Source organism: Terrimonas rubra, assembly GCF_042686025.1.
Classification (GTDB): domain Bacteria; phylum Bacteroidota; class Bacteroidia; order Chitinophagales; family Chitinophagaceae; genus Terrimonas; species Terrimonas rubra.
The window spans coordinates 2,421,539-2,446,644 of record NZ_JBHUOZ010000003.1 but is presented as its reverse complement, the minus strand read 5'-3'; the positions used below and the strand labels follow the sequence as shown (position 1 = coordinate 2,446,644).

At 43.2% G+C, this 25,106-nt stretch carries 23 protein-coding genes; 8 read left to right on the top strand and 15 right to left on the bottom strand.

Annotated features, from left to right (window positions below; translation table 11 throughout):
• Nucleotides 1-62: 62 nt before the first annotated feature.
• From ilvB to ACFS6H_RS19400, 8 genes are all read right to left on the bottom strand, one after another.
• Nucleotides 63-1,826 (bottom strand): biosynthetic-type acetolactate synthase large subunit, encoded by a 1,764-nt coding sequence (gene ilvB, locus ACFS6H_RS19435; RefSeq protein WP_386103093.1) that lies wholly within the window; start codon nt 1,824-1,826, stop codon nt 63-65.
• 57 nt (nt 1,827-1,883) lie between these two features.
• Complete coding sequence (gene ilvD, locus ACFS6H_RS19430; RefSeq protein ID WP_386103091.1) at nt 1,884-3,566, bottom strand: dihydroxy-acid dehydratase; 1,683 nt, start codon at nt 3,564-3,566, stop codon at nt 1,884-1,886.
• Between the two features lie 481 nt (nt 3,567-4,047).
• A complete protein-coding gene (gene leuB / locus ACFS6H_RS19425) occupies nt 4,048-5,163 on the bottom strand; it encodes a 3-isopropylmalate dehydrogenase (protein WP_386103089.1) in 1,116 nt (371 codons plus the stop codon).
• A 22-nt stretch (nt 5,164-5,185) separates the two neighbouring features.
• Entirely contained in the window at nt 5,186-6,673 is a 1,488-nt protein-coding gene (locus ACFS6H_RS19420) for an ATP-binding cassette domain-containing protein (RefSeq protein ID WP_386103087.1), read from the bottom strand.
• A gap of 20 nt (nt 6,674-6,693) precedes the next feature.
• On the bottom strand, nt 6,694-7,308 hold the full coding sequence (leuD, locus tag ACFS6H_RS19415; RefSeq protein WP_386103085.1) for a 3-isopropylmalate dehydratase small subunit: 615 nt from the start codon (nt 7,306-7,308) through the stop codon (nt 6,694-6,696).
• A gap of 3 nt (nt 7,309-7,311) precedes the next feature.
• Nucleotides 7,312-8,067, bottom strand: a complete 756-nt coding sequence (locus ACFS6H_RS19410; protein ID WP_386103083.1) for a class I SAM-dependent methyltransferase — start codon at nt 8,065-8,067, stop codon at nt 7,312-7,314.
• Between the two features lie 7 nt (nt 8,068-8,074).
• The gene (gene leuC / locus ACFS6H_RS19405; protein ID WP_386103082.1) at nt 8,075-9,496 is read right to left on the bottom strand and encodes a 3-isopropylmalate dehydratase large subunit; all 1,422 of its coding nucleotides are present in this window, start codon (nt 9,494-9,496) and stop codon (nt 8,075-8,077) included.
• A 250-nt stretch (nt 9,497-9,746) separates the two neighbouring features.
• Nucleotides 9,747-10,907 carry a 2-isopropylmalate synthase gene (locus tag ACFS6H_RS19400; RefSeq protein ID WP_386103080.1) on the bottom strand — a complete coding sequence of 387 codons (1,161 nt, stop codon included), beginning with the start codon at nt 10,905-10,907 and terminating at the stop codon, nt 9,747-9,749.
• 211 nt (nt 10,908-11,118) lie between these two features.
• Between ACFS6H_RS19400 and ACFS6H_RS19395 the strand changes: the two genes are divergently transcribed.
• Nucleotides 11,119-12,669 (top strand): hypothetical protein, encoded by a 1,551-nt coding sequence (locus ACFS6H_RS19395; protein ID WP_386103078.1) that lies wholly within the window; start codon nt 11,119-11,121, stop codon nt 12,667-12,669.
• Between the two features lie 324 nt (nt 12,670-12,993).
• Here ACFS6H_RS19395 and ACFS6H_RS19390 read toward each other — a convergent pair whose 3' ends face one another.
• A complete protein-coding gene (locus ACFS6H_RS19390; protein ID WP_386103076.1) occupies nt 12,994-13,341 on the bottom strand; it encodes a hypothetical protein in 348 nt (115 codons plus the stop codon).
• Nucleotides 13,342-13,603: 262 nt separating this feature from the next.
• Here ACFS6H_RS19390 and ACFS6H_RS19385 point away from each other — a divergent pair, with 262 nt between their 5' ends.
• Nucleotides 13,604-14,032 carry a PepSY-like domain-containing protein gene (locus ACFS6H_RS19385; protein ID WP_386103073.1) on the top strand — a complete coding sequence of 143 codons (429 nt, stop codon included), beginning with the start codon at nt 13,604-13,606 and terminating at the stop codon, nt 14,030-14,032.
• Nucleotides 14,033-14,084: 52 nt separating this feature from the next.
• On the opposite strand, the gene ACFS6H_RS19380 is transcribed toward ACFS6H_RS19385, so the two are convergent.
• From ACFS6H_RS19380 to ACFS6H_RS19355, 6 genes are all read right to left on the bottom strand, one after another.
• Entirely contained in the window at nt 14,085-14,741 is a 657-nt protein-coding gene (locus ACFS6H_RS19380) for a VIT1/CCC1 transporter family protein (RefSeq protein ID WP_386103070.1), read from the bottom strand.
• Between the two features lie 76 nt (nt 14,742-14,817).
• On the bottom strand, nt 14,818-16,047 hold the full coding sequence (gene rocD, locus ACFS6H_RS19375; RefSeq protein ID WP_386103067.1) for an ornithine--oxo-acid transaminase: 1,230 nt from the start codon (nt 16,045-16,047) through the stop codon (nt 14,818-14,820).
• A 176-nt stretch (nt 16,048-16,223) separates the two neighbouring features.
• Nucleotides 16,224-17,069, bottom strand: a complete 846-nt coding sequence (ispE, locus tag ACFS6H_RS19370; protein WP_386103064.1) for a 4-(cytidine 5'-diphospho)-2-C-methyl-D-erythritol kinase — start codon at nt 17,067-17,069, stop codon at nt 16,224-16,226.
• 53 nt (nt 17,070-17,122) lie between these two features.
• Nucleotides 17,123-17,725: a bifunctional nuclease family protein gene (locus ACFS6H_RS19365; protein WP_386103061.1), complete on the bottom strand. Its 603-nt coding sequence runs from the start codon at nt 17,723-17,725 to the stop codon at nt 17,123-17,125.
• A gap of 245 nt (nt 17,726-17,970) precedes the next feature.
• The gene (locus ACFS6H_RS19360) at nt 17,971-18,933 is read right to left on the bottom strand and encodes an electron transfer flavoprotein subunit alpha/FixB family protein (RefSeq protein ID WP_386103058.1); all 963 of its coding nucleotides are present in this window, start codon (nt 18,931-18,933) and stop codon (nt 17,971-17,973) included.
• A gap of 36 nt (nt 18,934-18,969) precedes the next feature.
• On the bottom strand, nt 18,970-19,713 hold the full coding sequence (locus ACFS6H_RS19355; RefSeq protein WP_386103055.1) for an electron transfer flavoprotein subunit beta/FixA family protein: 744 nt from the start codon (nt 19,711-19,713) through the stop codon (nt 18,970-18,972).
• A 133-nt stretch (nt 19,714-19,846) separates the two neighbouring features.
• Between ACFS6H_RS19355 and ACFS6H_RS19350 the strand changes: the two genes are divergently transcribed.
• From ACFS6H_RS19350 to ftsY, 6 genes are all read left to right on the top strand, one after another.
• Nucleotides 19,847-20,158: a tetratricopeptide repeat protein gene (locus ACFS6H_RS19350; protein ID WP_386103052.1), complete on the top strand. Its 312-nt coding sequence runs from the start codon at nt 19,847-19,849 to the stop codon at nt 20,156-20,158.
• 304 nt (nt 20,159-20,462) lie between these two features.
• Nucleotides 20,463-22,907 (top strand): outer membrane beta-barrel protein, encoded by a 2,445-nt coding sequence (locus ACFS6H_RS19345; RefSeq protein ID WP_386103049.1) that lies wholly within the window; start codon nt 20,463-20,465, stop codon nt 22,905-22,907.
• Between the two features lie 165 nt (nt 22,908-23,072).
• Nucleotides 23,073-23,309: a 50S ribosomal protein L28 gene (gene rpmB / locus ACFS6H_RS19340; protein WP_386103046.1), complete on the top strand. Its 237-nt coding sequence runs from the start codon at nt 23,073-23,075 to the stop codon at nt 23,307-23,309.
• A gap of 63 nt (nt 23,310-23,372) precedes the next feature.
• Nucleotides 23,373-23,555 carry a 50S ribosomal protein L33 gene (gene rpmG / locus ACFS6H_RS19335; RefSeq protein WP_038102283.1) on the top strand — a complete coding sequence of 61 codons (183 nt, stop codon included), beginning with the start codon at nt 23,373-23,375 and terminating at the stop codon, nt 23,553-23,555.
• A 65-nt stretch (nt 23,556-23,620) separates the two neighbouring features.
• Nucleotides 23,621-23,794: a DUF4295 domain-containing protein gene (locus tag ACFS6H_RS19330; RefSeq protein WP_240827089.1), complete on the top strand. Its 174-nt coding sequence runs from the start codon at nt 23,621-23,623 to the stop codon at nt 23,792-23,794.
• Between the two features lie 89 nt (nt 23,795-23,883).
• The gene (ftsY, locus tag ACFS6H_RS19325; RefSeq protein WP_386103041.1) at nt 23,884-24,846 is read left to right on the top strand and encodes a signal recognition particle-docking protein FtsY; all 963 of its coding nucleotides are present in this window, start codon (nt 23,884-23,886) and stop codon (nt 24,844-24,846) included.
• Nucleotides 24,847-25,106 lie beyond the last annotated feature (260 nt).

Sequence of the window (25,106 nt, the reverse complement as noted above, 5' to 3'; positions counted from 1 at the left end):
AATAATGGCCCCGATTACTTTTGCTATTTCATTTACTTCGTTTTTTAATTTTAACTTTTTACTTATATCTCATCAGATGACAATACAATTTCCGCTACACCACGTCCCTGTGGTACCATTGGGAATACATTGTTTTCTTTACCTACCACTACTTCCAGTAAATAGCTGCCATCATGATCTAACATTTCCTGTAAAGATTGTTTCAGGTCGTTACGATCACTGATCTTTTTACCGGCAATACCAAATCCTTTTGCCACTTGCACAAAATCGGGACTGGTGATATTTACAAAAGAGTATCTTTTTTCATGGAACAGTTGCTGCCATTGGCGTACCATGCCTAAGAAACTGTTGTTAAGGATCAGGATCTTTACCTTAGGTTTAAACTGCATGATGGTGCCCAGTTCCTGCAAGGTCATCTGGAAACCGCCATCACCAATAATGGCAACGGTATGTCTTGACGGATCGCCAAAAGCGGTACCGATAGCAGCCGGAAGCGCAAAGCCCATGGTGCCTAAGCCACCGCTGGTAATATTACTTTTGCTTTTAGTGAATTGTGCATACCGGCAGGCTACCATCTGGTGCTGGCCTACATCGGTAACAATGATGGCATCACCTTTGGTTAATTCATTCAGGGTTTTAATTACTTCACCCATGGTCATTACGTCCGTAGTCGGGTTTAATTCCTCGTCAATAACCTTGGTCTGTTCTTTTTGCGCATAATCTTTAAACAGCTGCAGCCATTCCGTATGTTGCTTTTGATCTACCAATTGCGTAAGCAAGGGCAGGGTTTCCTTGCAGTCGCCCCAGATACCTACATCGGCTTTTACATTTTTATCAATTTCTGCGGGGTCAATATCCAGGTGTATTACTTTCGCTTGTTTGGCGTATTTATCCAGGCGACCGGTAACACGATCATCAAAGCGCATGCCTATAGCAATTAACAGGTCGCATTCATTGGTGAGTACATTGGGGCCATAGTTACCATGCATACCTAACATACCTACACCTAATGGGTGGTCAGTAGGTATGGCACTCATACCCATGATGGTCCAGGCTGCCGGCAGGCCTGCTTTTTCAATAAAAGCTTTAAACTCAGCTTCCGCTTTACCCAGTATCACACCCTGGCCAAATACCACAAAAGGTTTTTTTGCCTGGTTGATCAGTTGGGCTGCTTCCTCAATATATTCTTTGCGGATGATAGGGTTGGGACGGTAGCTGCGGATATGGTTACATTTTTTATAACCTTCATATTCAAACAACTGCATCTGCGCATTCTTGGTAATGTCTATCAGTACCGGGCCGGGCCGGCCACTGGCCGCAATAAAGAATGCTTTGGCCAATACCGATGGTATTTCTGTAGCATCCGTTACCTGGTAGTTCCATTTGGTAACGGGTGTGGTGATATTGATCACATCCGTTTCCTGGAATGCATCGGTGCCCAATAAGTGCGCAAATACCTGGCCGGTAACGCATACAAGCGGTGTGGAGTCAATCATGGCATCGGCCAAACCTGTTACCAGGTTGGTAGCGCCGGGGCCGCTGGTTGCGAATACAATGCCGGTTTTACCACTCACCCGGGCAAAACCCTGGGCTGCATGTATAGCACCCTGTTCGTGGCGTACCAGTATATGTTCTAACTTATCGTTATAATCGTACAATGCATCATAAATAGGCATGATGGCACCACCGGGGTAACCAAAGATAGTACTGACTCCTTCAGCAATAAACGCTTCCAATACCGCTACAGAGCCGGATATGGTTGTTTTTTTACTTGCTGCCGGCTCAACTGCCTGTGTGTCCTTTTTTGTTTCGATGATCGTATCCATGATCTGGTAATTTATAATTGTATTACTACTAGCTGATTATTGTTTACTGTTTGTCTGTTATGCTTCGTCGGTTACACAACCCTCACTGGCATCTTTAACCGTACGGGCATATTTAAATAAAACACCCTTGGTTACTTTAGGGGTGGGCTTTACCCATGCGGCCCTGCGCCGGGCAATTTCTTCTTCGCTTACTTTCAGCGTGATGGTGTTTTTTACGGCATCTAATTCAATGATATCATCGTCTTCTACCACACCGATCAAACCACCTTCAACTGCTTCCGGTGTAATATGACCTACCACAAAACCGTGGGTGCCACCGCTGAAACGACCGTCAGTAATTAACGCTACCGACTTGCCTAAGCCTGCACCGATAATCGCTCCGGTAGGCTTTAACATCTCGGGCATGCCGGGTGCGCCTTTGGGGCCTTCATTTTTAATTACTACCACATCACCCGCTTTTACTTTACCGGAGGATATGCCTTCAATTAATTTCTTTTCGCCGTCAAATACACGGGCAGGACCACTGAAGTATTCCCCTTCTTTGCCACTGATCTTAGCCACACTTCCTTTTTCGGCCAGGTTGCCATATAATATTTGTAAATGCCCGGTTGTTTTAATGGCTTTATCCAGTGGCAGGATGATATTTTGTTTTTCAAAATCAATCGGAGCAATATCCGCCAGGTTTTCTGCAATGGTTTTACCGGTTACCGTCATGCAATCGCCATGTAACAGGCCTTCATTCAGTAAATACTTCATTACAGCAGGTAAGCCGCCATGGTTATGTAACTCCTGCATCAGGTAACGGCCACTGGGTTTAAAATCGGCCAGTACCGGCGTCTTATCACTGATACGCTGAAAGTCATCCTGCGTTACAACCACGCCAACACTCTTGGCCATGGCTATTAAGTGTAATACCGCGTTGGTACTGCCACCCAATATCATAATAACCGTGATGGCATTTTCAAAAGCCTTGAAGGTCATGATATCTTTAGGCTTAATATCTTTTTCCAGTAAGTTTAAAATGGCTTTACCGGCAGCTAAACATTCCTGTTTTTTTTCATCGCTTAAAGCAGGGTTGCTGGATGAGTAGGGCAGGCTCATGCCCAGGGCTTCAATAGCACTGGCCATGGTATTGGCCGTATACATACCACCACAGGCGCCTGCACCGGGACAGGAATGTTTTACAATGCCTTTAAAATCTTCCTCATCCAGGTTGCCGGCAATTTTTTGTCCTAAAGCTTCAAAGGAAGAAATGATATTTAATTCCTGGCCTTTATAGTGGCCGGCGGCAATGGTACCACCATACACCATAATGGACGGGCGGTTCAACCGGCCCATGGCCATTATACTGCCCGGCATATTTTTATCGCAACCAGGTAGGGTAATTACACCATCATAATAAAAGCCGCCGCATACCGATTCAATACTATCGGCGATCAGGTCACGGCTTACCAGCGAGTAACGCATACCATCCGTACCGTTACTGATACCATCACTGATACCGATGGTATTAAAAATAAGTCCCACCATATCATTATCCCACACACCCTGCTTTACAATTTTAGCCAAGTCGTTCAGGTGCATATTACAGGTGTTACCATCGTAACCCATGCTGGCAATGCCTACCTGTGGTTTCTTCAGATCTTCTTCCGTTAAGCCAATGCCGTATAACATGGCCTGCGCGGCCGGTTGCGTAGAATCCTGCGTTAATGTTTTGGAGTACTTATTTAATTCACACATAATTATTTATTTATCCGTTGGTAACGGTGTTGTATTTACATAAAAAAACCCGCCAGTGTTGGCGGGTGTGTATGTTTGTTTTGGTTAAAAACTATAACTTATCCGCCTCCATGCAACGCAGGAATAATAATCACGACAATAATAATGACTAAGGCAGCCATTACTGATGTGATATATGATTTCTTGTTTTGCATATAAAGACGTGTAGAAAACGAATATACACCTGCCATATAACTTGTCAAAATTTTTTTTTGACTTTGGCAAACTTTTTAAAGAACTAATGGTTGTTTGTTGGTCGGCTGTGAAATGCTACGAAGCTTAATCGTAAGGCTAAAAGCTGAAAGCCGAAAGCAAAACCCGGGTCATGGTTCGTGGCATACGAACCAGTAACATGAATAGTACAACAGCAGCCGGTAACAAAAAAAGAACTAATGGTAATAGAATCTAAATACTATATACTTAATACTACATACTACTGTTATTAAATAATCGTCGACTTACGCAGCTCTATATTTTCGCTCATGGCCGAGCCGGGAATTTTACCGGAAACATAATCGCTGATCAGTTCGCCCACGGTTGAAGTGAAGTAGGAGTTAACCGGGTCAATGTCCTTGGTAACAAAACCGCTTTGTAAGGTCCAGGTTACGGCTTCTCTTACCAGGTTGGCTTCTTCTGTTAGGTTGAAATGATCTAACAGCATGGCCGCAGAAAGGATAGAGCCGATAGGGTTGGCAATATCCAGGCCGGCAGCCTGCGGGTAAGAACCATGGATAGGTTCAAATAAAGCTACACCATTGCCTACCGATGCAGAAGGTAATAAACCCAATGAACCGCTGATCACGCTGGCCTCATCGCTGATAATATCGCCAAACATGTTCTCCGTCAGCACCACATCAAATTGTTTGGGATTTAAGATGATCTGCATGGCAGCATTGTCAACAAACAAAAAGTCAAGGGTTACATCAGGGTATTCAGCCGCAATTTCTTTTACCACTTTACGCCATAAACGTGATGTTTCCAATACGTTGGCCTTATCAACCAGGGTTAATTTCTTTCTTCTTTTTTGCGCAGCTTTAAAGGCAAGGTGTGTAATGCGACTGATCTCATCGGCTGTATAGGTACAATCGTCGGATGATTGTGTACCTTCTTCATTCGTTAATTTATTACCAAAATAAATACCACCTGTCAGTTCACGATAGATGATGAAATCAACATCTTCAATATTCTTGGTCTTTAACGGCGATAAATGGTGCAAGGCCGGGTAAGTGGTTACCGGGCGTATATTGGCAAAAAGGCCTAACGATTTTCTAAGCTTTAATAAGCCTTGCTCGGGACGAACTTTGGCGGTGGGGTCATTGTCGTATTTAGGATGACCAATGGCGCCAAATAAAATACCATCGCTTTTTAAACAAACTTCCAGGGTTTCATCCGGAAGGGGAGAACCTGTTTTGTCAATGGCGTCTGCGCCCATTAACGTATAGGTGTATTCGAAACTATGGTTAAATGTTTCGGCAATAGCATTCAATACACGGATTGATTGTTTGGTTACTTCCGGTCCGATCCCGTCTCCTTCAATTATGGCTATATTCTTATGCATAAAAAATGTTTCAGCGTTTTATTTAATAGGTTGGTATATGTTCTTTTAATAGTTCGTGTTGTTTACTTTCGGTGGTTACCCTGTACGAATAGGCTTTGCCGCTCTTTAATTCAATTACATGCGATACACAGGCCGGGGTTTCAGCCGCATAATGACTGGTAAATACCATGCTTACTTTTGTAGCGGCATGAATGGTGTTGAGGAGGTTAATTAACCTCGCTACCTGTTCATCATCCAGTCCCTGTGTGGGTTCGTCCAATACGAGTAATACGGGGTTTTTAACCAGCGCCCTGGCAATTAATATCAGGCGTTGTTCGCTGGCCGATAGTAAGGACAGTGATTTATGCTGTACGGATGTTAAATTAAAATATTGTAACCAGGCTGTAACGGCTTTATGTTGTTCGGCATTTAACTGCCTGAACAACCCCATGGTATCAAAAAAGCCGGAGCCAATGGCATTATAGCCCGTGGTGGTAATATCGAAATACTTGTGTAATTCCGGCGATACAAAACCTATTTTGCTTTTAATATCCCAGATGCTTTCGCCCGTACCACGGCGTTTACCGAATAAAGAAATATTTTGTGAGTAGGCCTGTGGATTATCGGCCGTTACGAGGCTTAGTAAAGTTGATTTACCGGCGCCATTAGGGCCTTTTAATGCCCAGCACTCACCGCTTTTAACCTTCCAGTTAACCTGCTGCAGTATTTGTGTTTGACCGTAACGGATAGACACATTGTGCATTTCAATAACCGCACCTTCGTATTTAACCGGCTGCAGGGCCGGCATGCCTGTGGTGCTGAATTCCTGTTTTGCCGGTGCAGGAACAAATTTGTTTTTGGTAACCAGTTGCTGCAGGTTACCATCCTGCATTACCGCTACATGCGTAACATAGGCGGGCACCTGGTGCTCGCTGCAGATACTGATGATGTGTAAACCTTTTTGTGCCAGGCTGCTTAATTGTATTTCCAGCTGCTCACGGCTATTTACGTCTAACCCTACAAAAGCATTATCCAGTATCAGCACATCGGGGCGCTTTAACAGGTGTTTGATAAGCTGCATTTTTTTCAGCTCACCATTGGATAGTTGTAACAGGGGCGTATTGGTTCGGTGATTTAATGCGAATGTTTCCAGCCAGTATTGTATATCATTGGTATGATCGTTATCACGGCTTAACTCCTGTAACAGGGTCAGGCTATCTTCGTTTTCTGTACTGTTAAAACGTTGCTGGTAATAAAAGTCGGTAACATTCGACAGGTTCTTCAGAGTTTCCAGTTGCGCAACATAGGTGATCAGTGGTTTGTACGCTGTATTATTCTTAAAAAACTGAACCGTACCTGCAGTAAACAGTAAACCGGCTATGGCTTTGGCTAATGAAGTTTTGCCACTGCCGCCGGGGCCCATAATAGCTAACTGTTCCTGCTCATGAATAGTAAAGCTGATATTGTTCAATACCGTTTTACCAAACTGTTTTGCCGTAATGTTGTTTACTATGATACTTGCTTGCTTCATGCTACACTTGCCGTTGCCGCTTACAGGGTTCTGCTGGCTTCGAATTGTTCTATTTCTGCTTTTACACTTAATAAATAGTCTATATCATCATAGCCATTCAATAAGCATGTTTTTTTATAGTTGTTTATCTCGAATTTTTCCTGTTTAATACTGCCGGTATAATCAGCATCGGTTACCGTGATGGTTTGTTCCGGTAAGTTTACTTCAATGGTAGTAGCGGGCTTTTTTTCTATCGCTTCAAATATCTGTTGTAAAAAAGCCTCACTAACCGTTACCGGTAATAAAAAGTTATTTAAAGAGTTGTTCTTGAAAATGTCGGCAAAAAAACTGCTTACCACTACATCAAAGCCGGCATCTTTAATAGCCCAGGCAGCATGTTCACGTGATGAACCGCAACCAAAGTTTTTGGCCGCAACTAAAATATTACCGCTGTAACGGCTGTCGTTTAAGGGGAAGTCTTTTTTGGGCTGGTTCTCATCATCATTTTCATAACGCCAGTCGCGGAAAAGGTTTTTACCAAAGCCTTCGCGGCTGGTGGCTTTTAAAAAACGTGCGGGTATGATCTGGTCCGTATCGGTATTTTCAATATTTACCGGAACCGCTGATGAAGTAATGATATTTATTTGCTTGCTCATTTTTTAATTTTTAATTGCTTTAATTCTCAACCTTACATAATCTGCATACCAGGTGCCGTTGCTGTAATTAGTGGGTTTTAACCTGGCCACTGCTTCCTGCGTTACGGTTGCTGCTTTAGCCGCATCGATATTCCTGAACAAAAAGCTGCCAAACATATCTATCCAGTTTTTCATACCGTCCTCACCGGTTAAGGGGGTAGGTCGGTTAAAGTATAATACACTTTCTACAGTAAAGCCATGTTGCTCCAGCAGGGTAGTGTAAGCAGCTACTGATGGGAAGTACCAGAACTGGAAGGGTTGTCCTTCCAACAGTTCTTTTTCCTGCAAAGTAGTTACTACGGCATCGGCAATACTTTTAATATTGTTTTTGCCTCCCATTTCCAGTACAAAACGGCCACCGGGTTTTAATGCTTTGTTTACCGCGGTTAATGCCGCGTCCTGGTCGTTGATCCAGTGCAGGGTAGCATTGGAAAAAACAGCATCATACTGTTGGCTTGTTTCAAAACCGGTAGCATCACCTACAAAGAACTTTGTGCCGGGATAAGCGGCTGTTGCTTTTTCTATCATCTCAGCCGAAGCATCCATCCCTGTTACTGTTGCACCACTTTTTGTTATTTCGTGGGTAAGTTGCCCGGTACCGCAGCCAAGGTCCAATATGGTTTCATTTTCGCGGGCATCCAGCCAGCTCAACAGGTCTTCGCCATATTTGGCAACAAAACTGTGCTTGTTGTCATATAGATCTGCATTCCACTTTATCATATCAGTATCAGGATAAATGTTCTCTAATATCGCCTACAGTTCCGGTAACAGCTGCCAGTGCGGCCGTTAAAGGACTGGCTAAAAATGTACGGGCGTTTGGTCCCTGGCGGCCTTCAAAGTTGCGGTTGCTGGTACTGATACAATATTTACCTGCGGGTATCTTGTCCTCGTTCATGCCCAGGCAGGCACTGCAGCCCGGCTGGCGTAACATAAAGCCCGCTTCTTCAAATATTTTATCAATGCCTTCTTCTTTGGCCTGTGCTTCTACCTGTTTACTACCCGGTACAATCCATACTTCCACATCCTCTGCCTTATGTTTGCCTTTTACAAAATCGGCCACCATGCGCAGGTCTTCAATACGGGAGTTGGTACAGCTGCCTATGAATACATAATCCACTTTTTTACCTTTGATATCTGCACCAGCTTCCAAGCCCATGTAGGCGATGGATTTTTCAAAAGAAGGTTTTTCTTTTTCATCAATCTCGCTTAGTGCCGGTACATGACCACATACGCCAATACCCATACCCGGGTTGGTACCGTAAGTGATCATTGGGGTAATATCTTCCGCTTTAATATTTACTTCGGCATCAAATACAGCATCAGCATCGCTGTATAATGTTTTCCAGTAGGCCAGGTGTTTATCCCAGTCTTCACCGGTATACATAAACTTACGGCCCTTCATATAATCAAAAGTAATCTGATCAGGAGCGATCATACCGCAACGGGCGCCCATTTCAATACTCATATTACAAATGGTCATGCGGGCTTCCATGCTTAAAGAGCGGATAGCGCTGCCGGCAAACTCCACCGCATAACCGGTAGCACCGCTGGCCGATATAACAGACAGTATATACAGCACAATATCCTTACTCACCACTCCTTTTTTCAGGGAGCCTTCCACGTTAATACGCATTAATTTAGGCTTGCTCTGCATTAAACACTGGGTAGCCATTACCATTTCCACTTCGCTGGTACCAATACCAAAAGCAATGGAACCAAAGGCACCGTGTGTGCTGGTATGGCTGTCGCCGCAAACCATGGTCATGCCGGGTTTGGTAACACCCAGTTCAGGGCCTATTACGTGCACAATACCCTGGTAAGGATGGCCTAAACCATATAATTCAATACCAAACTCGTCGCAGTTGTTTTTTAAGGTTTCTACCTGTACTCTTGACAGCTCTTCTTTAATAGGCAGGTGCTGGTTTAAGGTTGGTACATTGTGATCGGCCGTAGCAACGATCTGTTGCGGGCGAAATACGCCGATGCCTCTTTTTTTCAGACCGCCAAATGCCTGCGGGCTGGTTACTTCATGTATAAAATGTGTATCAATATATAAAACCGAAGGCCCGCCTTCAATGGTTTTTACCACATGTTTGTTCCATATCTTTTCAAACAGTGTCAATCCTTTTTTATGTTGTTGTTCGCTCATTTTTATTTTATTTGGTCAGCTACATTATTACTTATCAGCTACTGTTGTGTCACTCACTGCATCGTTCTGTAATCCTATTCAGCTTTTGGCCCTGCGGCCTTATTCATGTGGTTCGTGAGACAGGAACCAAGGCATTGGTTTTGCTTTCAGCGTTCAGCTTTTTGCTTTAAGCTGTTGATTAACGATATACTGTACAAGTGTGCGACGCAAGGGACGATGCCAGGTGTTACTACAGCCGGTAACCAACTTGTTATGCTATACTGGCTACGGCTTCTGCCAATACTTTCAGGTCTTCATCCGCTACTTCTTTTTTGGCATCGGCCACCTGTAAAAACTGCTGGTATAAAGCATCTACTTCATCACGGGTAAAATCGTAACCCAGTTTTTTAAAACGGAAAGCCAGGGCGCTGCGGCCACTGCGGGCGGTTAATACAATTTTAGAGGTATCGGCACCCACTTCTTCGGGGGCAATGATCTCGTAGGTAGTGGCTTCTTTCAAAAATCCATCCTGGTGAATGCCCGAGGAATGAGAGAAGGCATTATCGCCAACAATCGCTTTATTAGGCTGTACCATCATACGCATGGTTTCGGATACCAGGCGGCTGATACGGGTAAGCTCTTTGGCGTTAACACCGGTGTACAGGTTCAGCTCCGGGTGTTTTTGTATGGTCATTACCACTTCTTCCAGTGAAGTATTACCGGCACGTTCACCAATACCGTTAATAGTACACTCAATCTGGCGGGCGCCTGCAATAGCACCGGCAATGGAGTTGGCAGTGGCCAGGCCAAGGTCGTTATGACAATGGCAGGAGATAATCGCTTTATCAATATTTTTTACGTTGTTCACCAGGTAGCTGATCTTTTCAGCATACTGATGAGGCAGGCAAAAACCGGTTGTATCGGGAATATTTACTACGGTGGCACCCGCAGCAATTACTGCTTCAATTAACTGGGCCAGGAAGGTCAGGTCGGCACGACCGGCATCTTCGGCATAAAACTCCACATCGGGAACAAAATTGCGGGCCAGTTTGGTAGCGGCCACTGCACGTTCAATAATGTTTTCGCGGGTGGTGTTGAATTTATATTTAATGTGGTTATCCGATGAGCCAATGCCGGTATGGATACGTGGCAGTACCGCAGGCTTTAAGGCTTCGGCCGCAACACGGATATCATTCTCTACCGCACGGGTTAAACCACAAACGGTTGTACGTTTTAATGTTTTTGCAATTTGATTTACTGATTCAAAATCGCCGGGGGAAGAAACAGGAAAGCCTGCTTCCAGGATATCAACACCAAGATGCTCCAGTTCTACCGCTAATTTTACCTTTTCTTCGGTATTCAGTTTACAACCCGGTACCTGTTCGCCATCTCTCAGTGTGGTATCAAAAATGTGAATTTTTCCGTCGCTCATGATTAGTTTTTAAATTGTTTTACAAAACTATCGGCATAATTTGCAAGCTCTTTTAAACTTTTAGGTTGATGCAAGCCGTATATTAGCTTACTAAATTACCTATAACACAAAGCGCAGGGAAAACAAAGTTGAGGTAGAATTACGCACCTGAAAGGGGGTGATTTTGGCTGAAACGCAGTACTGTAAAGAATTTTAAAGTTTTTCAATTACAATGCCCAACAGGTCAACAGATACACTATTCCAGCTGATTAAGTCGCTTACCAAGAGCGAAAAGCGCAATTTTAAGCTGTATGTAACCCGTAACACGGCCAGTGATACACTGAAAACCACCCAGTTATTTGATGCATTGGATAAATCGGCCGATTATGATGAGAAAGCCATCCTGCAAAAAAACAAGTCCATCAGCAAGCAGCAGCTGTCTAATTTAAAGGCGGCTTTATATAAACAGATACTTTCCAGTTTACGCATTATCCGCGATGAGGATAATATTGACCTGCGGCTGCATGAGCAGATGGATTATGCCCGTATTTTGTATAATAAAGGTTTGTATTTACAGGCCCTGAAAGCCCTGGATAAATTAAAAGACCTGGCCACCCAGTACCAGCAATACACGTATGTACAACAGGCTTTGTTTTTTGAAAAGAAGATAGAGGCTTTATACATTACCCGCAGCATGCAGGGCCGGGCAGATGAATTGTCCAACGAATCGGAGATCATCAATGAACGTTTGACCCTGGTAAGTAGGTTATCCAATTTATCCCTGCAATTATACAGCTGGTATATTCAACACGGGCATGCCCGTAATGAGAACGACCTGAAGAGCGTAAAACTTTTTTTTGAGACCAGCATGCCCAAGGAAGCCGCTTTAAGCAAGGGCTTTTATGAGCGGTTATATTATTACCAGTGTTTTGCCTGGTACTCTTTTATCAAGCACGATTTTTTATTGTACTATAAATACTGCCAGCGCTGGGTTGACCTGTTTGAACTGCACCCCGAGATGCTGGCCGTTGAAACGGCCAATTATATCAAGGGCATGCATAATTTAATGAGTGCCCATTTTGACCTGCTGAACCATGATAAACTACTGGAATGTATTAAAATGTTTAAAACATTTGCGCAGACAAAACTGGTAGAAGACAATGAGAATAACCGGATACTGACCTATGTATACCTGTACACGGCCAGGATCAACCTGCATTTCCTGGAAGGCACTTTTGAAAAAGGAACCAAACTGGTGCCGTTTTTAGAGGAGATGCTGGTAGAATATGGGCTTTACCTTGACCGGCACCGGGTAATGGTATTTTATTACAAAATAGCCTGCCTGTATTTTGGCAGTGGTAATAATGAAAAGGCCATTGATTATTTAAACCGCATTATTAACCAGAAAGATGACCTGCGTACCGACCTGCAGAGTTATGCCCGTTTGTTAAACCTGATTGCGCATTACGAGTTAGGCAATTTTGATCTGCTGGAATACCTGAGTAAATCGGTGTACCGGTATATGGCCAAGATGGAGAGTTTGAGTAAGGTGGAGGAGGAGATGTTCGCCTTCTTACGCCGTTCCTTTAAAGTGGGCGCCCATTCCATTAAACCCGAGTTTGAAAAGTTACTCAACAGGCTGAAGAAATACGAGGGTAACCCCTTAGAGACCCGGGCTTTTGCTTACCTGGATGTAATATCCTGGCTGGAAAGTAAAATATACAATATCAATGTGCAGGATGTGATCCGTAAAAAATACCTGCGGGAAAAGAAAGGGGAGTAGCGGGTAGTATGGAGTATATAGATATTTAGTATATAGTATTTAGTATGTAGACAAACAAGTGTATATGGCCTGCATACAAGTTTCTATATACTACATACTACTATCTAAATACTAATTTCTATATACTTTTTTTAATCATCGTCCCTCCCCTGATCGGGCTTTTGTTGCGTCGCACACTTGTACAGTATATCGTTAATCAACAGCTTAAAGCAAAAAGCCGAACGCTGAAAGCAAAACCAATGCCGTGCTTCGTATCCCTCGAACCAATAACTGCGAGGCTACATTGTAAAATAAAAAAAGACCGGCTTGCCGGTCTTTTTTATATTATGCTTCAGTTTCTTCTTCTTCCTCGTCATCAATGGGTTCCAGTTTACGCTCTTTTTCCAGTATCAGGTTGTCTTCATCGTCGTATAACTCGTAGCTGTATTCCAATTGTAACCTGTCAATGATATTGTGTAAGATCCTCAGGTTCTCTTTTTCGTAGTTGATATAACCTGTTACAATAGGTTTAATATCATCGCCTTCTAAAAATAAGGTTGACCACTCGTTTTTCAGGTCATAATTACCACCGCCGGCTCTGCTGGCCGTCCAGGTGTTCATTTCAAATGCGTCTTTCAATGCAGTTTTGCTAATTAAGGAGAATTTAGCAAAAAAGTTACTCTTTTCAGGCATACTGCGTTCTTTTATAGTTAGTTACAATTGATTTCTCCAATAGCCACAGGCTATCAATAACGCAAATATACAAGCCTATTGCATTTACAAAGCGGAAAAATGCATTTCGTAAAAAAATATGTTTCGCCGGTCCATTTTCAAATGTCCGGCCTTACAGGGGTTTTATTATAGGAATAGGGTAGCCCCGGTAGATTTTATGGTATAATTTCTGCATGGTTTTAGTATCTGATATTGTAGTAAACATTTATAAAAATTAATACTGATGAAAAAGTTATTGCTGTTATTGGCCGTTCCCGTTTTATTATTGAGTGCCTGTAAAAAGGAAAAGGTAATTGATGATAATGACCTGCCCAGGGATGCCAGGGATTTTATAGCTACGCATTTTTCCGGCATTACCATTTCGCAATCGGTAAGGGAGTGGGACGATACCAACTGGAAATACGAAGTGTATTTAAGCAATGGTACCAAGCTGGAGTTTAACCACCGGGGCGATATTGAAGAAATATCCGGCAACAGTGCTTTACCTGATTCGGCCCTGCCTTCTTTACTGGTAAGTTATGTTCGCACTAATTATCCCAATGAATATATCAGGAAATGGGAGCTTGAGAGCACTACACAGGAAATAACACTCTCTAATAATGTAGAGCTGGTATTTGATAAACAAGGCAATTTTTTAAGGATCGATCAGTAATCACTTACTGATCATATTGTATAGAAACGGGTAGGCTATGCTTACCCGTTTCTTATTGTATAAAAGTGCTGACAAAATAAACGGCAGCGGTACAGGCTGCTCCTATCAATGCAAGGGCCAGGCCACCTAATAAAGGGTTGGCACCCATGGACCGGGCTTTTAAAAAACCAATGATCAGTAGTACCGAATGACCAATAATAGCCGATAAGCGGAATGCAAAGCCGGTATCCTTACTTAAATAAAAGGGTAATACGGTAATAAATGCGCCAAATATATAGGACAGGCTTACCCAAAAGCCATATTGCACGGGATTTTTTACCCTTGCTTTATCGGCTTCGCTTGTTTCGGTATCCAGGGCATCGCGCCAGATCTTTTTTTCTCTCAGCTCATCAGCGATCACTCGTTCCTGTAACTCGCTGCTAAAGCCCAGGTTGGCATAAAATGCTTTTGATTTGGTAAAGCCGATGGTTTTTGTGGTATCGCTGATCTTAGCATCGGCATATATCTCATTCTCTAAAGTTGCTTCGCCCTTTGCTGCAAAAAAAATAGTAATGCCCACTAAAAAAGTAGCGATCAGGGTTACCGTAATAATTGTACCGCCTGCCGTGCTGAAGGCGGTCATGATGGCTAATAAACAAAGTAAAATTATGATGCCATCACTGGCACCCAGTAAAACGGGAGGGGCTGTATTATTAACTTTTTGCTGCAATAGTAATTTTTTAAGGCTGCAAATTAGGCCAATGTTTGTGAAAACAGTTTAAAAAATAAATAATATGACACTGCTGTTATACATCCAGGCAGGCCAGTGATTTTTGTATAATGGCTATTGATTGCTGAATTTCCGCTTCGGTTATCAATAGCGGCGGTGCAAAACGTATCTTATCACCATGGGTAGGTTTGGCCAGCAGCCCGTTCTGCATCAGTTCGGTACACAGTAACCAGGCAGCATCGGGATTAGCATGTTCAATTACAATAGCGGTTAACAAACCTTTACCGCGTACCTGTTTAATATGTTTGGATTGTAATGCAGTGAGGCCATCCCTTAATAATTTCCCCATTTTTTCGGCATTGTCCGCCATCTGTTCATTCTTTAATACTTCTAATGCCGCAATGGCTGTTACGCAGGCCAGGGGGTTGCCACCGTAGGTAGAGCCATGTTCGCCCGGTTTAATGGTGAGCATAATTTCATCATTTGCCAGCACCGCACTTACCGGTAACATACCACCACTGAGGGCTTTACCCAATAATAAAATATCGGGGCGTACCTTTTCATGATCGCAGGCCAGTAATTTACCGGTACGGCAAAGACCTGTCTGTATTTCATCGGCAATGAATAAAACATTGGCTGCAGTGCATAAAGCTTTTGCTTTGCTTAAGTAACCTTCATCGGGAACCAGTACACCTGCTTCACCCTGGATGGGCTCCACTAAAAAGCCGGCAACATCTTTGTCCTGCAGGGCCTCTTCAAGTGCTGCCAGGTCGTTATAGGGAATGCTGATAAAACCGGGTGTATACGGACCATAATTGTGTTTGGCACTGGGATCGCTGCTAAAGGAAATAACAGTAGAAGTACGGCCATGAAAGTTGCCTGCACAAACAATTATTTTAGCCTGGCCCGGGGCAATACCTTTTACTTCGTAACCCCATTTACGGCAAAGTTTAATGCCGGTTTCCACCGCTTCCACACCGGTATTCATGGGCAATACCTTATCATAACCAAAATACTGGCAGGTATATTTTTCGTATTCACCTAATGCATTATTATAAAAAGCACGGCTGGTAAGGGTAAGCTGTTGTGCCTGTTGTAAAAAGGCCTGTACAATTACCGGGTGGCAATGTCCCTGGTTAACGGCAGAGTAACCACTCAGGAAGTCGATATATTTTTTGTCATCCACATCCCATAACCAGATGCCTTGTCCCTTTTTTAATACAACGGGTAAGGGGTGGTAATTGTGGGCGCCAAAATCATTTTCTAGATCAATATAATACTGCGAGGCAACACTGGCTGTATGCATAACAACATTGTTTTAAAAGTGAAAGAAACGTGTAAAAGGAACGGGTATGGTGAATGATCATTCACCATGTAAGCACACTACTCAGTGATTGAGCAGGTCTAAGTTGTTACTTAAAAACAATGGTATGGTAGCTATTGAGGTAATAGTACAATAATTATTACGGCAAAGGTACGATATTAAATGGTAGCAGTCCCCAGTGAAACGGTTTTTTGAAAATAGTTGGTGGGGAAATTAAAAACGGGGTTGGCATCTTTGGGGAAAAGGCCGTATACCGTACTGCCCGAGCCACTCATAGAGGCATACTCGGCCCCTGCATCATAGAGTTCCTTTTTTAAACTTTCAATCTGCGGGTAGCTGCGGAAAACGGTCGATTCAAAATCATTATACAACTCCTTACGCCAGGTGCTGACCGGCTGTTGAATGATGGCTTTTAATGATCGCTCTGGTTGCATGGGTATGACATAAGTAAATGCCCATGCGGTGGATATTTCAATGCCGGGATTAACAATAACTAGTTTGTAATCGGACAGGTCCAGTTTTATCCGCTCCAGTACTTCACCGCGGCCTGTTGCATAACAGGGCTCGTTCACAATAAAAAAGGAGGTATCGCTGCCTATCTGTGCGGCATAGTCTATTAATTGCTGCTCGCTTAATCCCAGTTCATATTTATCGTTTAACCCTTTTAAGGCAAAAGCACCGTTGGCACTGCCTGCACCTAAACCGGCACCAGGCGGTATCATTTTATGTAAATGAAAATGTACGGGTGGTAAAAGGGGAAAGTCTTTTTTCAGCAGCTTATAGGCTACTACAATCAGGTTACCGGTAATGGTACCGGGTATAGGTATACCTGTCAGGCTCAGGTTTACGGAGCCCCCGCTTCTGCTGTCGGAGCCGGTCATTATTTCCAGTACATCATGAACAGGAACAGGGAAAAAAATTGTTTCTATATCGTGGTAAGCATCTGTTCGTTTTCCTGTGATATGTAACCCTAAATTGATTTTACAATTTGAAAATAGAATCACGATTGATATTGGTTTTAGGATAATGTAAATCAGTGATCGTTATACGGTGGATTTTATTTCTTTTTACGGCTATTGATCTCGTCGCGGATCGTAATGGCTTTTATGTAGTCTTCGTTCTCTAATACTTCGTTTAAAAGTTGATTTAATTCTTCGAGTGTCAGGTTTTTCAGGTTTTCATCTGCTGCGGGCTCACTGCTTTCTTCAAAGCTTTCCTCTTCAGCTTTTTTGCCTTGCTCGGAGCCTGTTTCGTCCATTAAGATACCCGCATTTTCCAGGATGTTCTCATATGTATAAATGGGGCATCCGAAACGTACGGCCAGGGCCAGGGCATCGGAGGTACGGGAATCAATTTCAATAGTGTCGTTGGCCGATGAGCAGATCAGCTTGGAGAAGAAAATACCTTCCTGCAGATCACAGATAATAATTTCGTGCAGTTCAATATTAAAGGCCTGCAGGAAATTTTTCATCAGGTCATGGGTCAGGGGCCGGCTGGGTTGCATTTTTTCCAGGGCAACAGCAATAGCCTGTGCTTCAAAGGCACCAATTACGATGGGCAATCTTCTTAATCCGTTTATCTCACCCAGCACTACCGCATACGAATGTGTTTGCGTAATACTATGTGATAAAGCCACTATTTCCAATTCTATTCTCTTCATAATTAGGAACACGAAACTAATGTTTTTACCTAAAAAAACATAGCCTGTTTTAATAAAGTTAGGGGCCGGGAGCCCGTTTAAGGTTTTGGGTTTACAGTTTAAGGTCCCGGGGCCGTTTTATGAGTTATGAATGTGGAATTATGAATGATGAATAAAGCGTGGGTGCAGGCGGTTTTGTAACAGGGCAAAAAAAGTCCGCCAACGTTTAGGTTGGCGGACATGGTATGATAAGGGGAGCGAAGGGTTTATGCTCCTTTTAGTTTATTGATGGCAGCAGTCAGTTTAGGTACTACTTCAAAAGCATCACCTACAATGCCATAATCTGCTGCTTTAAAGAAAGGTGCTTCCGCATCTTTATTAATTACCACAATCACCTTACTGCGGTTTACACCGGCCAGGTGTTGAATAGCACCTGATATGCCTATGGCAATATAGAGGTTGGGGGCAATGGCCCCGCCGGTCTGGCCTACGTGTTCGTTATGCGGACGCCAGTGTGCATCGGCCACCGGGCGGCTGCAGGCTAAACCTGCATGTAATGCTTTGGCCAAGTCTTCTACAATACCCCAGTTTTCCGGTCCTTTTAATCCACGGCCGCCACTTACCACTATTTCAGCCTCGGCCAATGGTATTTCGCCGGATGCTTTGGTGGTGCTTACCAGTTTTACTTTTGAAGCCGACAGGGTAGGCGCATAGGCTACTACCTCCGCACTGCCGCCGGTCTCTTCAATTTTATAGGCATTGGGGCTAAGCGCAATAATTTTTACGGCTGTGGTAATGCTGATATTGGCAAAAGCCTTACCGGAAAAAACGTTTTTCTTAACCGTAAATCCATTTGCCGTATCGGGTAAAGCTACAGCGCCGGATACCAATCCTGCTTTCAGTTTAGCCGATAAACGGGGTGCAATGGCTTTACCCGTTGTATTATTGGAGAAAACAATTACATCTGCATTAATGCTTTGCGCTAATTGGGCTATAGCGGCGGTGTACTGCTGTGCATCCAGGTGGTCCAGCGCGGCATCGGCGGCATGGTGTATTTTTTGTACGCCATACTTACCTAATGCGGCCAGGTCTTCGGTTACATTACCCAGTACAATACCTTCGGCAGTTGTGCCGTTTTGCTGTGCTATTTTTACACCATAGCTGATGGCTTCCAGGGAAGCTTTTTTTATTTGTCCTTCTGCGTGATCTATAAATATTAAAACGCTCATGATTGTAGTGTTAAAAAGGGTGAATAATGGTGCGGGTTAAATCGCTTTTGCCTCTTCGTGTAATAAACGTACCAGTTCTTCTACATTATCTGCATCCACCAGCTTTACACCGGCTTTTGCAGGAGGTAAACCAAAGCTGGCAATGGTGGTAAGCGTATCAACCGCAACCGGTTCCACCACTTTCAAGGGTTTTGTGCGGGCGCCCATAATACCTTTCATGTTAGGTATGCGCTGCTCGGCCAAACCTTTTGACGCACTCAGTACCAATGGTAAGGTTACTTCTGCTACTTCTTCACCGCCTTCTATTTCACGGGAGATGGTAGCCTGCGTGCCATTTAATTCAAATTTTGTAGCTAAAGCAATATAAGGAAGGTCCAGTAATTCCGCTACCATGCCGCCAATGGATGAACCGTTGTAGTCGATCGTCTCTTTACCGGTAAACACCAGGTCATAACCACCTTCTTTGGCTACTGCCGCAATTTGTGAAGCAATATAATAGCTGTCATGGCTGTCAGCATTTACACGAATGGCCTCATCGCCACCCAATGCCAGCGCTTTACGTATAATAGGATCGGCATCTGCCTGGCCTACAGTAATGAGGTGCAGCACCGTTGCAGGGTCTTTTTCTTTTAATTCTACCGCACGCACCAGGGCATACCATTCGTCCGATGGATTGATGATCCATTGTACACCATTGGTATCAAATTTTGTGTTACTGTCGGTGAAAGCAATTTTTGCCGTTGTGTCAGGCGTTTTACTAATACAAACTAATATTTTCATACAACTTGTTTTATTCCGTTATTTGCTTTTATACAAAACCTGGGAAAGTTTAAAAAGGTTGTTTATGCAACTAAACAAAGATAAGGGTTGTGTTAGTTCAATGATTATTAAATAAGGAATTTTTTTTGAAGTTATGAGCAGGGTTGAAAAACTATTGGCCATGTTGCAGGATAATGCGAATGATGCTTTTTTACAGCATGCATTGGCCCTTGAATATATCAAATTGGCGCAGGATGAGCAGGCAATAACTATTTTTGAAAACCTGCTGGCTGTTAACCCCGATTATGTGGGCAGTTATTACCACCTGGCTAAACTGCAGGAAAAAACCGGCGAGGTGGACCAGGCTATTTTAACGTATGAGAAAGGAATGGCCGTTGCCCAAAAGTTAAATGACCGGCATGCTTACGGTGAGTTGCATGGGGCCTGGGAGGAGTTAACCATGTAAGGGAAAAATAACCCGGTTAAAGAATGACGGGCCGGGCAGTGACTTTCATTTTTCAGCACAATAACTATGTGACAAGAATGGTTCCCTTCCAATGCCTGCAGGAAAAATGTAAGATTTTCTTTCAGGAGGATATGTACGGCGTATATTTTTTGTGTCTTTTTGTAAACAATACTAGTAAAATTACTATTTTGTATTATCCTGACTTTTAATATGTTAGGATTTTTTTGCGCTGTTTTGCGTTTTAAATCCACAAAATTTGTGTACTAGTCGCATTCTTTTTTATCTTGTTGGCCAATTTAGCTGCATGTTGCGTACCCAGTACATTAGACCATTACTGCTTATTTTTTTACTCATAGCCTCCAGTTTTCTGTACGGCCAGCAACCACATTTTCCCAAACATATCACCATAAAAGTAGCCGATTCCACGGAGCATGGTATAGCGGGTGCCACGGTTTCTTTATTACATGCCGATTCAACCGTTAATAAAATTAAGGTCACCGGCGATAATGGTGAGACAGGCTTTGATATAGCAGCAGAAGGCACTGTATTATTTAAAGTGTCGGCCCTGGGTTTTATCAGTATCTATACCCGGTTATACATCAGTCCGAACAGTAACTCCTTTAGTGTTACCCTGTTTTATAAAGATAATACCCTCGAACATGTTGAAGTAACGGCCAAGTTGCCGCTGATACAGATGCTGCCCGATAAAACGGTGGTGAATGTGGAGGCTTCCATATTAAGCAGCGGTTCTTCTATTTTGGAAGTACTGGAGCGTTCTCCAGGTGTATTTGTGGATCGCTCCGGCAATATCAGCCTGAAAGGCAGGCCTTCGGTCCTGATCATGATGGACGGAAAGCCGGTACAGGTAACGGGGCAGGAGCTGCAGCAGTTATTAAGCGGTATTAATGCGGCTACTATTGAAAAGCTGGAACTGATGGAAAATCCCCCGGCGCGGTACGATGCGGCAGGTAATGCCGGTATTATTAATATTGTTACCAAACGGATCAAACAGGTGGGTTTTAACGGTAGTGTGAATGCCAGTTACGGACAGGGGAAGTATCATAAGAATAACAATAACCTGCAACTCAATTTCAGGAAAAACAAGTTATACCTGTTTCTTACTTATGGTTTTAATGCCAACAAAAGCTTTACCGACCTGTATGCACACCGTAAGTATTACGATGCCAATGATGCCGTTTTATTACAGGTAGAGCAGCCTTTTTATACCACTGCTGATCATAAAAATCACCGCGTGTCAACGGGGATCGATTATAAATTATCCGGGCAAACCAATATTGGCGCTACTATATCGGGCATGTATGGTTACCGCACCAACAATGGCCGCAGTGAGGCGGTATGGTACAACGGTAGTATGGTCCGCGATTCGGTGATAGCCACCAACAGCCGCAATACCAACCGGCAAAGACAGGGCAGTGTGAACCTGTATATGCGTCATAAATTTAATGAGTACCATGAACTTTCCATTGATGCTGATGCAATAGGCTATGACCTGTTTGGTACACAGTATTTTATTAACCGTAAAACCATACCCATTAGCATGGCCAACCCCGATCAGGCCCGTGCAGATATCCCCTCCAATATAACCATCTATTCTGCGAAGGCCGATTACATTTATTCGCGTAATAACCTGGTTTGGGAAACAGGATGGAAGTCTTCCATTATAAAAACGGATAACCAATCCAGTTTTTACACCAATAACAATAATGTATGGCAGGATGACCTGGGCCGCAGTAACCATTTTTTATATGACGAAAATATTCATGCTGCGTACACCAGTATACAAAAACAAACCGGCAAATGGAACCTCCAGGGAGGATTAAGGTACGAGTTTACTGATTATAACGCCAACCAGTTGGGCAATGGTGTCAGCCTGGATTCTTCTTTTTCCCGTAAATATAACAGCCTGTTCCCGACAGCTTTTGTTACTTATGAAGCCGATACACTTAACTCTTTTACCTTCCGTGCCGGACGCCGTATTGACCGCCCTGCGTTCCAGAAACTGAACCCGTTTTTATACATCATTAACAAGTATACGTACCAGAGCGGTAATCCTTACCTGGTACCGCAATATACCTGGAATATGGAGCTGGCGCATTTGTTCAAGAGCTTTTTAAATACATCGGTGAGTTATAATTATACCCACGATTATTTTTCGCAGGTGTTTACACTGGATCCCGTTACCGGTATTGTGGTATACACGGATGGTAATATTGGCCGTATGTATAATATCGGTGTTTCTGTCAGCCTGCAAAAAGATATCCGGCCATGGTGGTTTGCAGTAGCCGAAGTAAACTATAATTACAAGGAGATCAGAGGCAGGGTACAAAATACTGAATATAACCCCACCATTAACCAGGTACAGTTTAACCTGAGCAGCCAGTTTAACTTTAAAAAGGGCTGGGCGGCGGAGCTGAGCGGTTTTTATATCAGCCGCAGCCAGAACGACCTGCAGGAAGTGCTGGACCCTAACGGGCAGGTATCGCTGGGCATTTCCAAACAGGTATTGAAGGATAAAGGCAATATCAGGTTCTCATTCCGGGATATTTTTTATACCCAGCGTATGCAGGGCAATACCTATTTTAACCGGTCGGACGAGTTTTTTACCATACAGTACGATACCCGGGTAGCTACTTTATCATTTACCTATAAATTTGGCAAACTGTTCAAACCGGCCCGTACTTCCTCCGGATCGGCAGCCGATGAGATACAAAGGGTGGAAAACCAGTAGCCGGCCAGGAGCCTCGAACGGGCTTTTTATGCCGGTTTTTAGCCTTAACGACTCTAAATCAGTACATTTGCCTGGCTTTTTTAAAAAAAGAGTGATTTTTTCTTCACGAATGCCATCTTTTCCATAAAATATCCCTACCTTCGCCGTCCAAAATTTAGAACAGTCATGGCAAGAGTATGTCAGGTTACAGGTAAAACCCCGATAGGTGGAAACAAGGTTTCCCACTCAAATATTAAAACAAAACGTCGTTTTTTGCCCAATTTGCAAAAAAAGAGGTTTTACCTTGTTGAAGAAGACAAATGGATCACCCTTAAGTTAACTACCGACGCAATGCGTACCATTAACAAACAAGGTTTGTATAATGTGGTAAAAGACTTAAGAGCTAAAGGAGAAAAAATATAAGTTTGATTTGTAGTCCGGTTGTAAGACCGGAAACCAAATTCTCACCTTTTCAAATAAACAACAATGGCAAAGAAAGGAAACCGTGTACAAGTTATATTGGAATGCACTGAGCACAAAACAAGTGGTCAGCCTGGCACCAGTCGTTATATCACGGTAAAAAACAAAAAGAACAACCCTGAGCGTTTAGAGTTAAAGAAATTTAACCCTATCCTGAAAAAAGTGACTGTTCACAAAGAAATTAAATAATTAAGCAAGGCAGGTTGTTGTTCACGCAGCAATACTTCCTGACATAACTTTTCAAATAATTTACAATGGCAAAAGCAGCTTCAAAGAACGCTAAAGTAAAAGACGCTAAAGCAGCAGCAGAATCTAAAAACTGGACCAAAGTTATTAGAGCCGTACGCAGCCCTAAAACAGGCGCCTATACTTTTAAAGAACAAATCGTTCACAAAGAAAAAGTAAAAGACTTTTTAGCTCAGAAATAATGCTGAGTTGGTGATATATTTAAAAGCTGTTCGTTTTTAGCGAATGGCTTTTGTTGTTTACGTACCTGCATCATTAATTTACTACAACTATGGGTTTTTTTAATAAGTTATTCGGTAAAAAGGAAAAAGAGAGTCTGGACCAGGGCCTGCAAAAAACCAAAGAAGGTTTTTTTGCAAAAATTACCAAAGCCATTGCGGGCAAAAGTACGGTAGATGAGGAAGTGCTGGATAACCTGGAGGAAGCCCTGGTAGGTGCCGATGTGGGCATTGAAACCACGGTTGAAATTATTAACCGTATTGAAAAAAGAGTAGCCAAGGATAAATACCTGAGCAGTGCCGAGTTGAATAAGATGTTGCAGGAAGAAATGGAGCAACTGCTCGTAAATGCACCTGAAAGCAACAGTTATGCTTTTACCAGCGACCTGCCTGCCAAACCCTATATTATTTTAGTAGTGGGGGTGAACGGGGTAGGTAAAACAACCACCATTGGTAAACTGGCTTACAATTTTAAAAAGGCCGGTAAAAATGTATTATTAGGCGCTGCTGATACTTTCAGGGCCGCAGCTGTGGACCAGCTCACCATCTGGAGTGAAAGGGTAGGCGTTCCTATTGTAAAACAGGATATGGGCAGCGATCCTGCTGCCGTGGCTTTTGATACGGCCCAGAGCGCTGTGGCCAAACAAAGCGATGTGGTATTGATTGATACCGCAGGCCGTTTACATAACAAAGCGCATTTAATGGATGAGCTGAGTAAAATTAAACGTGTTATACAAAAGGTAATTCCCGACGCACCGCATGAAGTACTGCTGGTACTGGATGGCAGCACCGGCCAAAACGCCCTGGAGCAGGCCAAACATTTTACCGCGGCTACCGATGTTACCGCACTGGCCATTACCAAATTAGATGGTACGGCAAAGGGTGGTGTGGTATTGGCCATTGCCAACCAGTTTAAAATACCCGTTAAATTTATCGGCGTGGGCGAAAAGATGGAAGACCTCCTGGTGTTTGATAAACACGAATTTGTCGATAGTCTTTTCAGTCTTGAAAAATAAAATAGCTAACCCCTCCGCAAGAGGGGTTTTATTTTAGGTATATTTTTTTGTTATCATCGTCCCTCCCTTGATGGGGCTGCTGTTGCGTCGCACCCTTCAGCTGTATATCGTTAATCAACAGCTTAAAGCTGAATGCTGAATGCAGAAAGCTTAAAGCGGAAAGCTGAAAACGAATACTAACCATTAATGATTAATTCTAACTCCTCATTCATCATTCATAATTCCTCATTCAAATTAACAAATTCCCAAATTTGATTTTC

Excerpts from the sequence above, each read along its gene's own strand:
- ilvB (WP_386103093.1), bottom strand. The coding sequence starts at position 1,826 with ATGGATACGATCATCGAAACAAAAAAGGACACACAGGCAGTTGAGCCG.
- ilvD (WP_386103091.1), bottom strand. The coding sequence starts at position 3,566 with ATGTGTGAATTAAATAAGTACTCCAAAACATTAACGCAGGATTCTACG.
- leuB (WP_386103089.1), bottom strand. The coding sequence starts at position 5,163 with ATGCATAAGAATATAGCCATAATTGAAGGAGACGGGATCGGACCGGAA.
- ACFS6H_RS19420 (WP_386103087.1), bottom strand. The coding sequence starts at position 6,673 with ATGAAGCAAGCAAGTATCATAGTAAACAACATTACGGCAAAACAGTTT.
- leuD (WP_386103085.1), bottom strand. The coding sequence starts at position 7,308 with ATGAGCAAGCAAATAAATATCATTACTTCATCAGCGGTTCCGGTAAAT.
- ACFS6H_RS19410 (WP_386103083.1), bottom strand. The coding sequence starts at position 8,067 with ATGATAAAGTGGAATGCAGATCTATATGACAACAAGCACAGTTTTGTT.
- leuC (WP_386103082.1), bottom strand. The coding sequence starts at position 9,496 with ATGAGCGAACAACAACATAAAAAAGGATTGACACTGTTTGAAAAGATA.
- ACFS6H_RS19400 (WP_386103080.1), bottom strand. The coding sequence starts at position 10,907 with ATGAGCGACGGAAAAATTCACATTTTTGATACCACACTGAGAGATGGC.
- ACFS6H_RS19395 (WP_386103078.1), top strand. The coding sequence starts at position 11,119 with ATGCCCAACAGGTCAACAGATACACTATTCCAGCTGATTAAGTCGCTT.
- ACFS6H_RS19390 (WP_386103076.1), bottom strand. The coding sequence starts at position 13,341 with ATGCCTGAAAAGAGTAACTTTTTTGCTAAATTCTCCTTAATTAGCAAA.
- ACFS6H_RS19385 (WP_386103073.1), top strand. The coding sequence starts at position 13,604 with ATGAAAAAGTTATTGCTGTTATTGGCCGTTCCCGTTTTATTATTGAGT.
- rocD (WP_386103067.1), bottom strand. The coding sequence starts at position 16,047 with ATGCATACAGCCAGTGTTGCCTCGCAGTATTATATTGATCTAGAAAAT.
- ACFS6H_RS19365 (WP_386103061.1), bottom strand. The coding sequence starts at position 17,725 with ATGAAGAGAATAGAATTGGAAATAGTGGCTTTATCACATAGTATTACG.
- ACFS6H_RS19360 (WP_386103058.1), bottom strand. The coding sequence starts at position 18,933 with ATGAGCGTTTTAATATTTATAGATCACGCAGAAGGACAAATAAAAAAA.
- ACFS6H_RS19355 (WP_386103055.1), bottom strand. The coding sequence starts at position 19,713 with ATGAAAATATTAGTTTGTATTAGTAAAACGCCTGACACAACGGCAAAA.
- ACFS6H_RS19350 (WP_386103052.1), top strand. The coding sequence starts at position 19,847 with ATGAGCAGGGTTGAAAAACTATTGGCCATGTTGCAGGATAATGCGAAT.
- ACFS6H_RS19345 (WP_386103049.1), top strand. The coding sequence starts at position 20,463 with ATGTTGCGTACCCAGTACATTAGACCATTACTGCTTATTTTTTTACTC.
- rpmB (WP_386103046.1), top strand. The coding sequence starts at position 23,073 with ATGGCAAGAGTATGTCAGGTTACAGGTAAAACCCCGATAGGTGGAAAC.
- rpmG (WP_038102283.1), top strand. The coding sequence starts at position 23,373 with ATGGCAAAGAAAGGAAACCGTGTACAAGTTATATTGGAATGCACTGAG.
- ACFS6H_RS19330 (WP_240827089.1), top strand. The coding sequence starts at position 23,621 with ATGGCAAAAGCAGCTTCAAAGAACGCTAAAGTAAAAGACGCTAAAGCA.
- ftsY (WP_386103041.1), top strand. The coding sequence starts at position 23,884 with ATGGGTTTTTTTAATAAGTTATTCGGTAAAAAGGAAAAAGAGAGTCTG.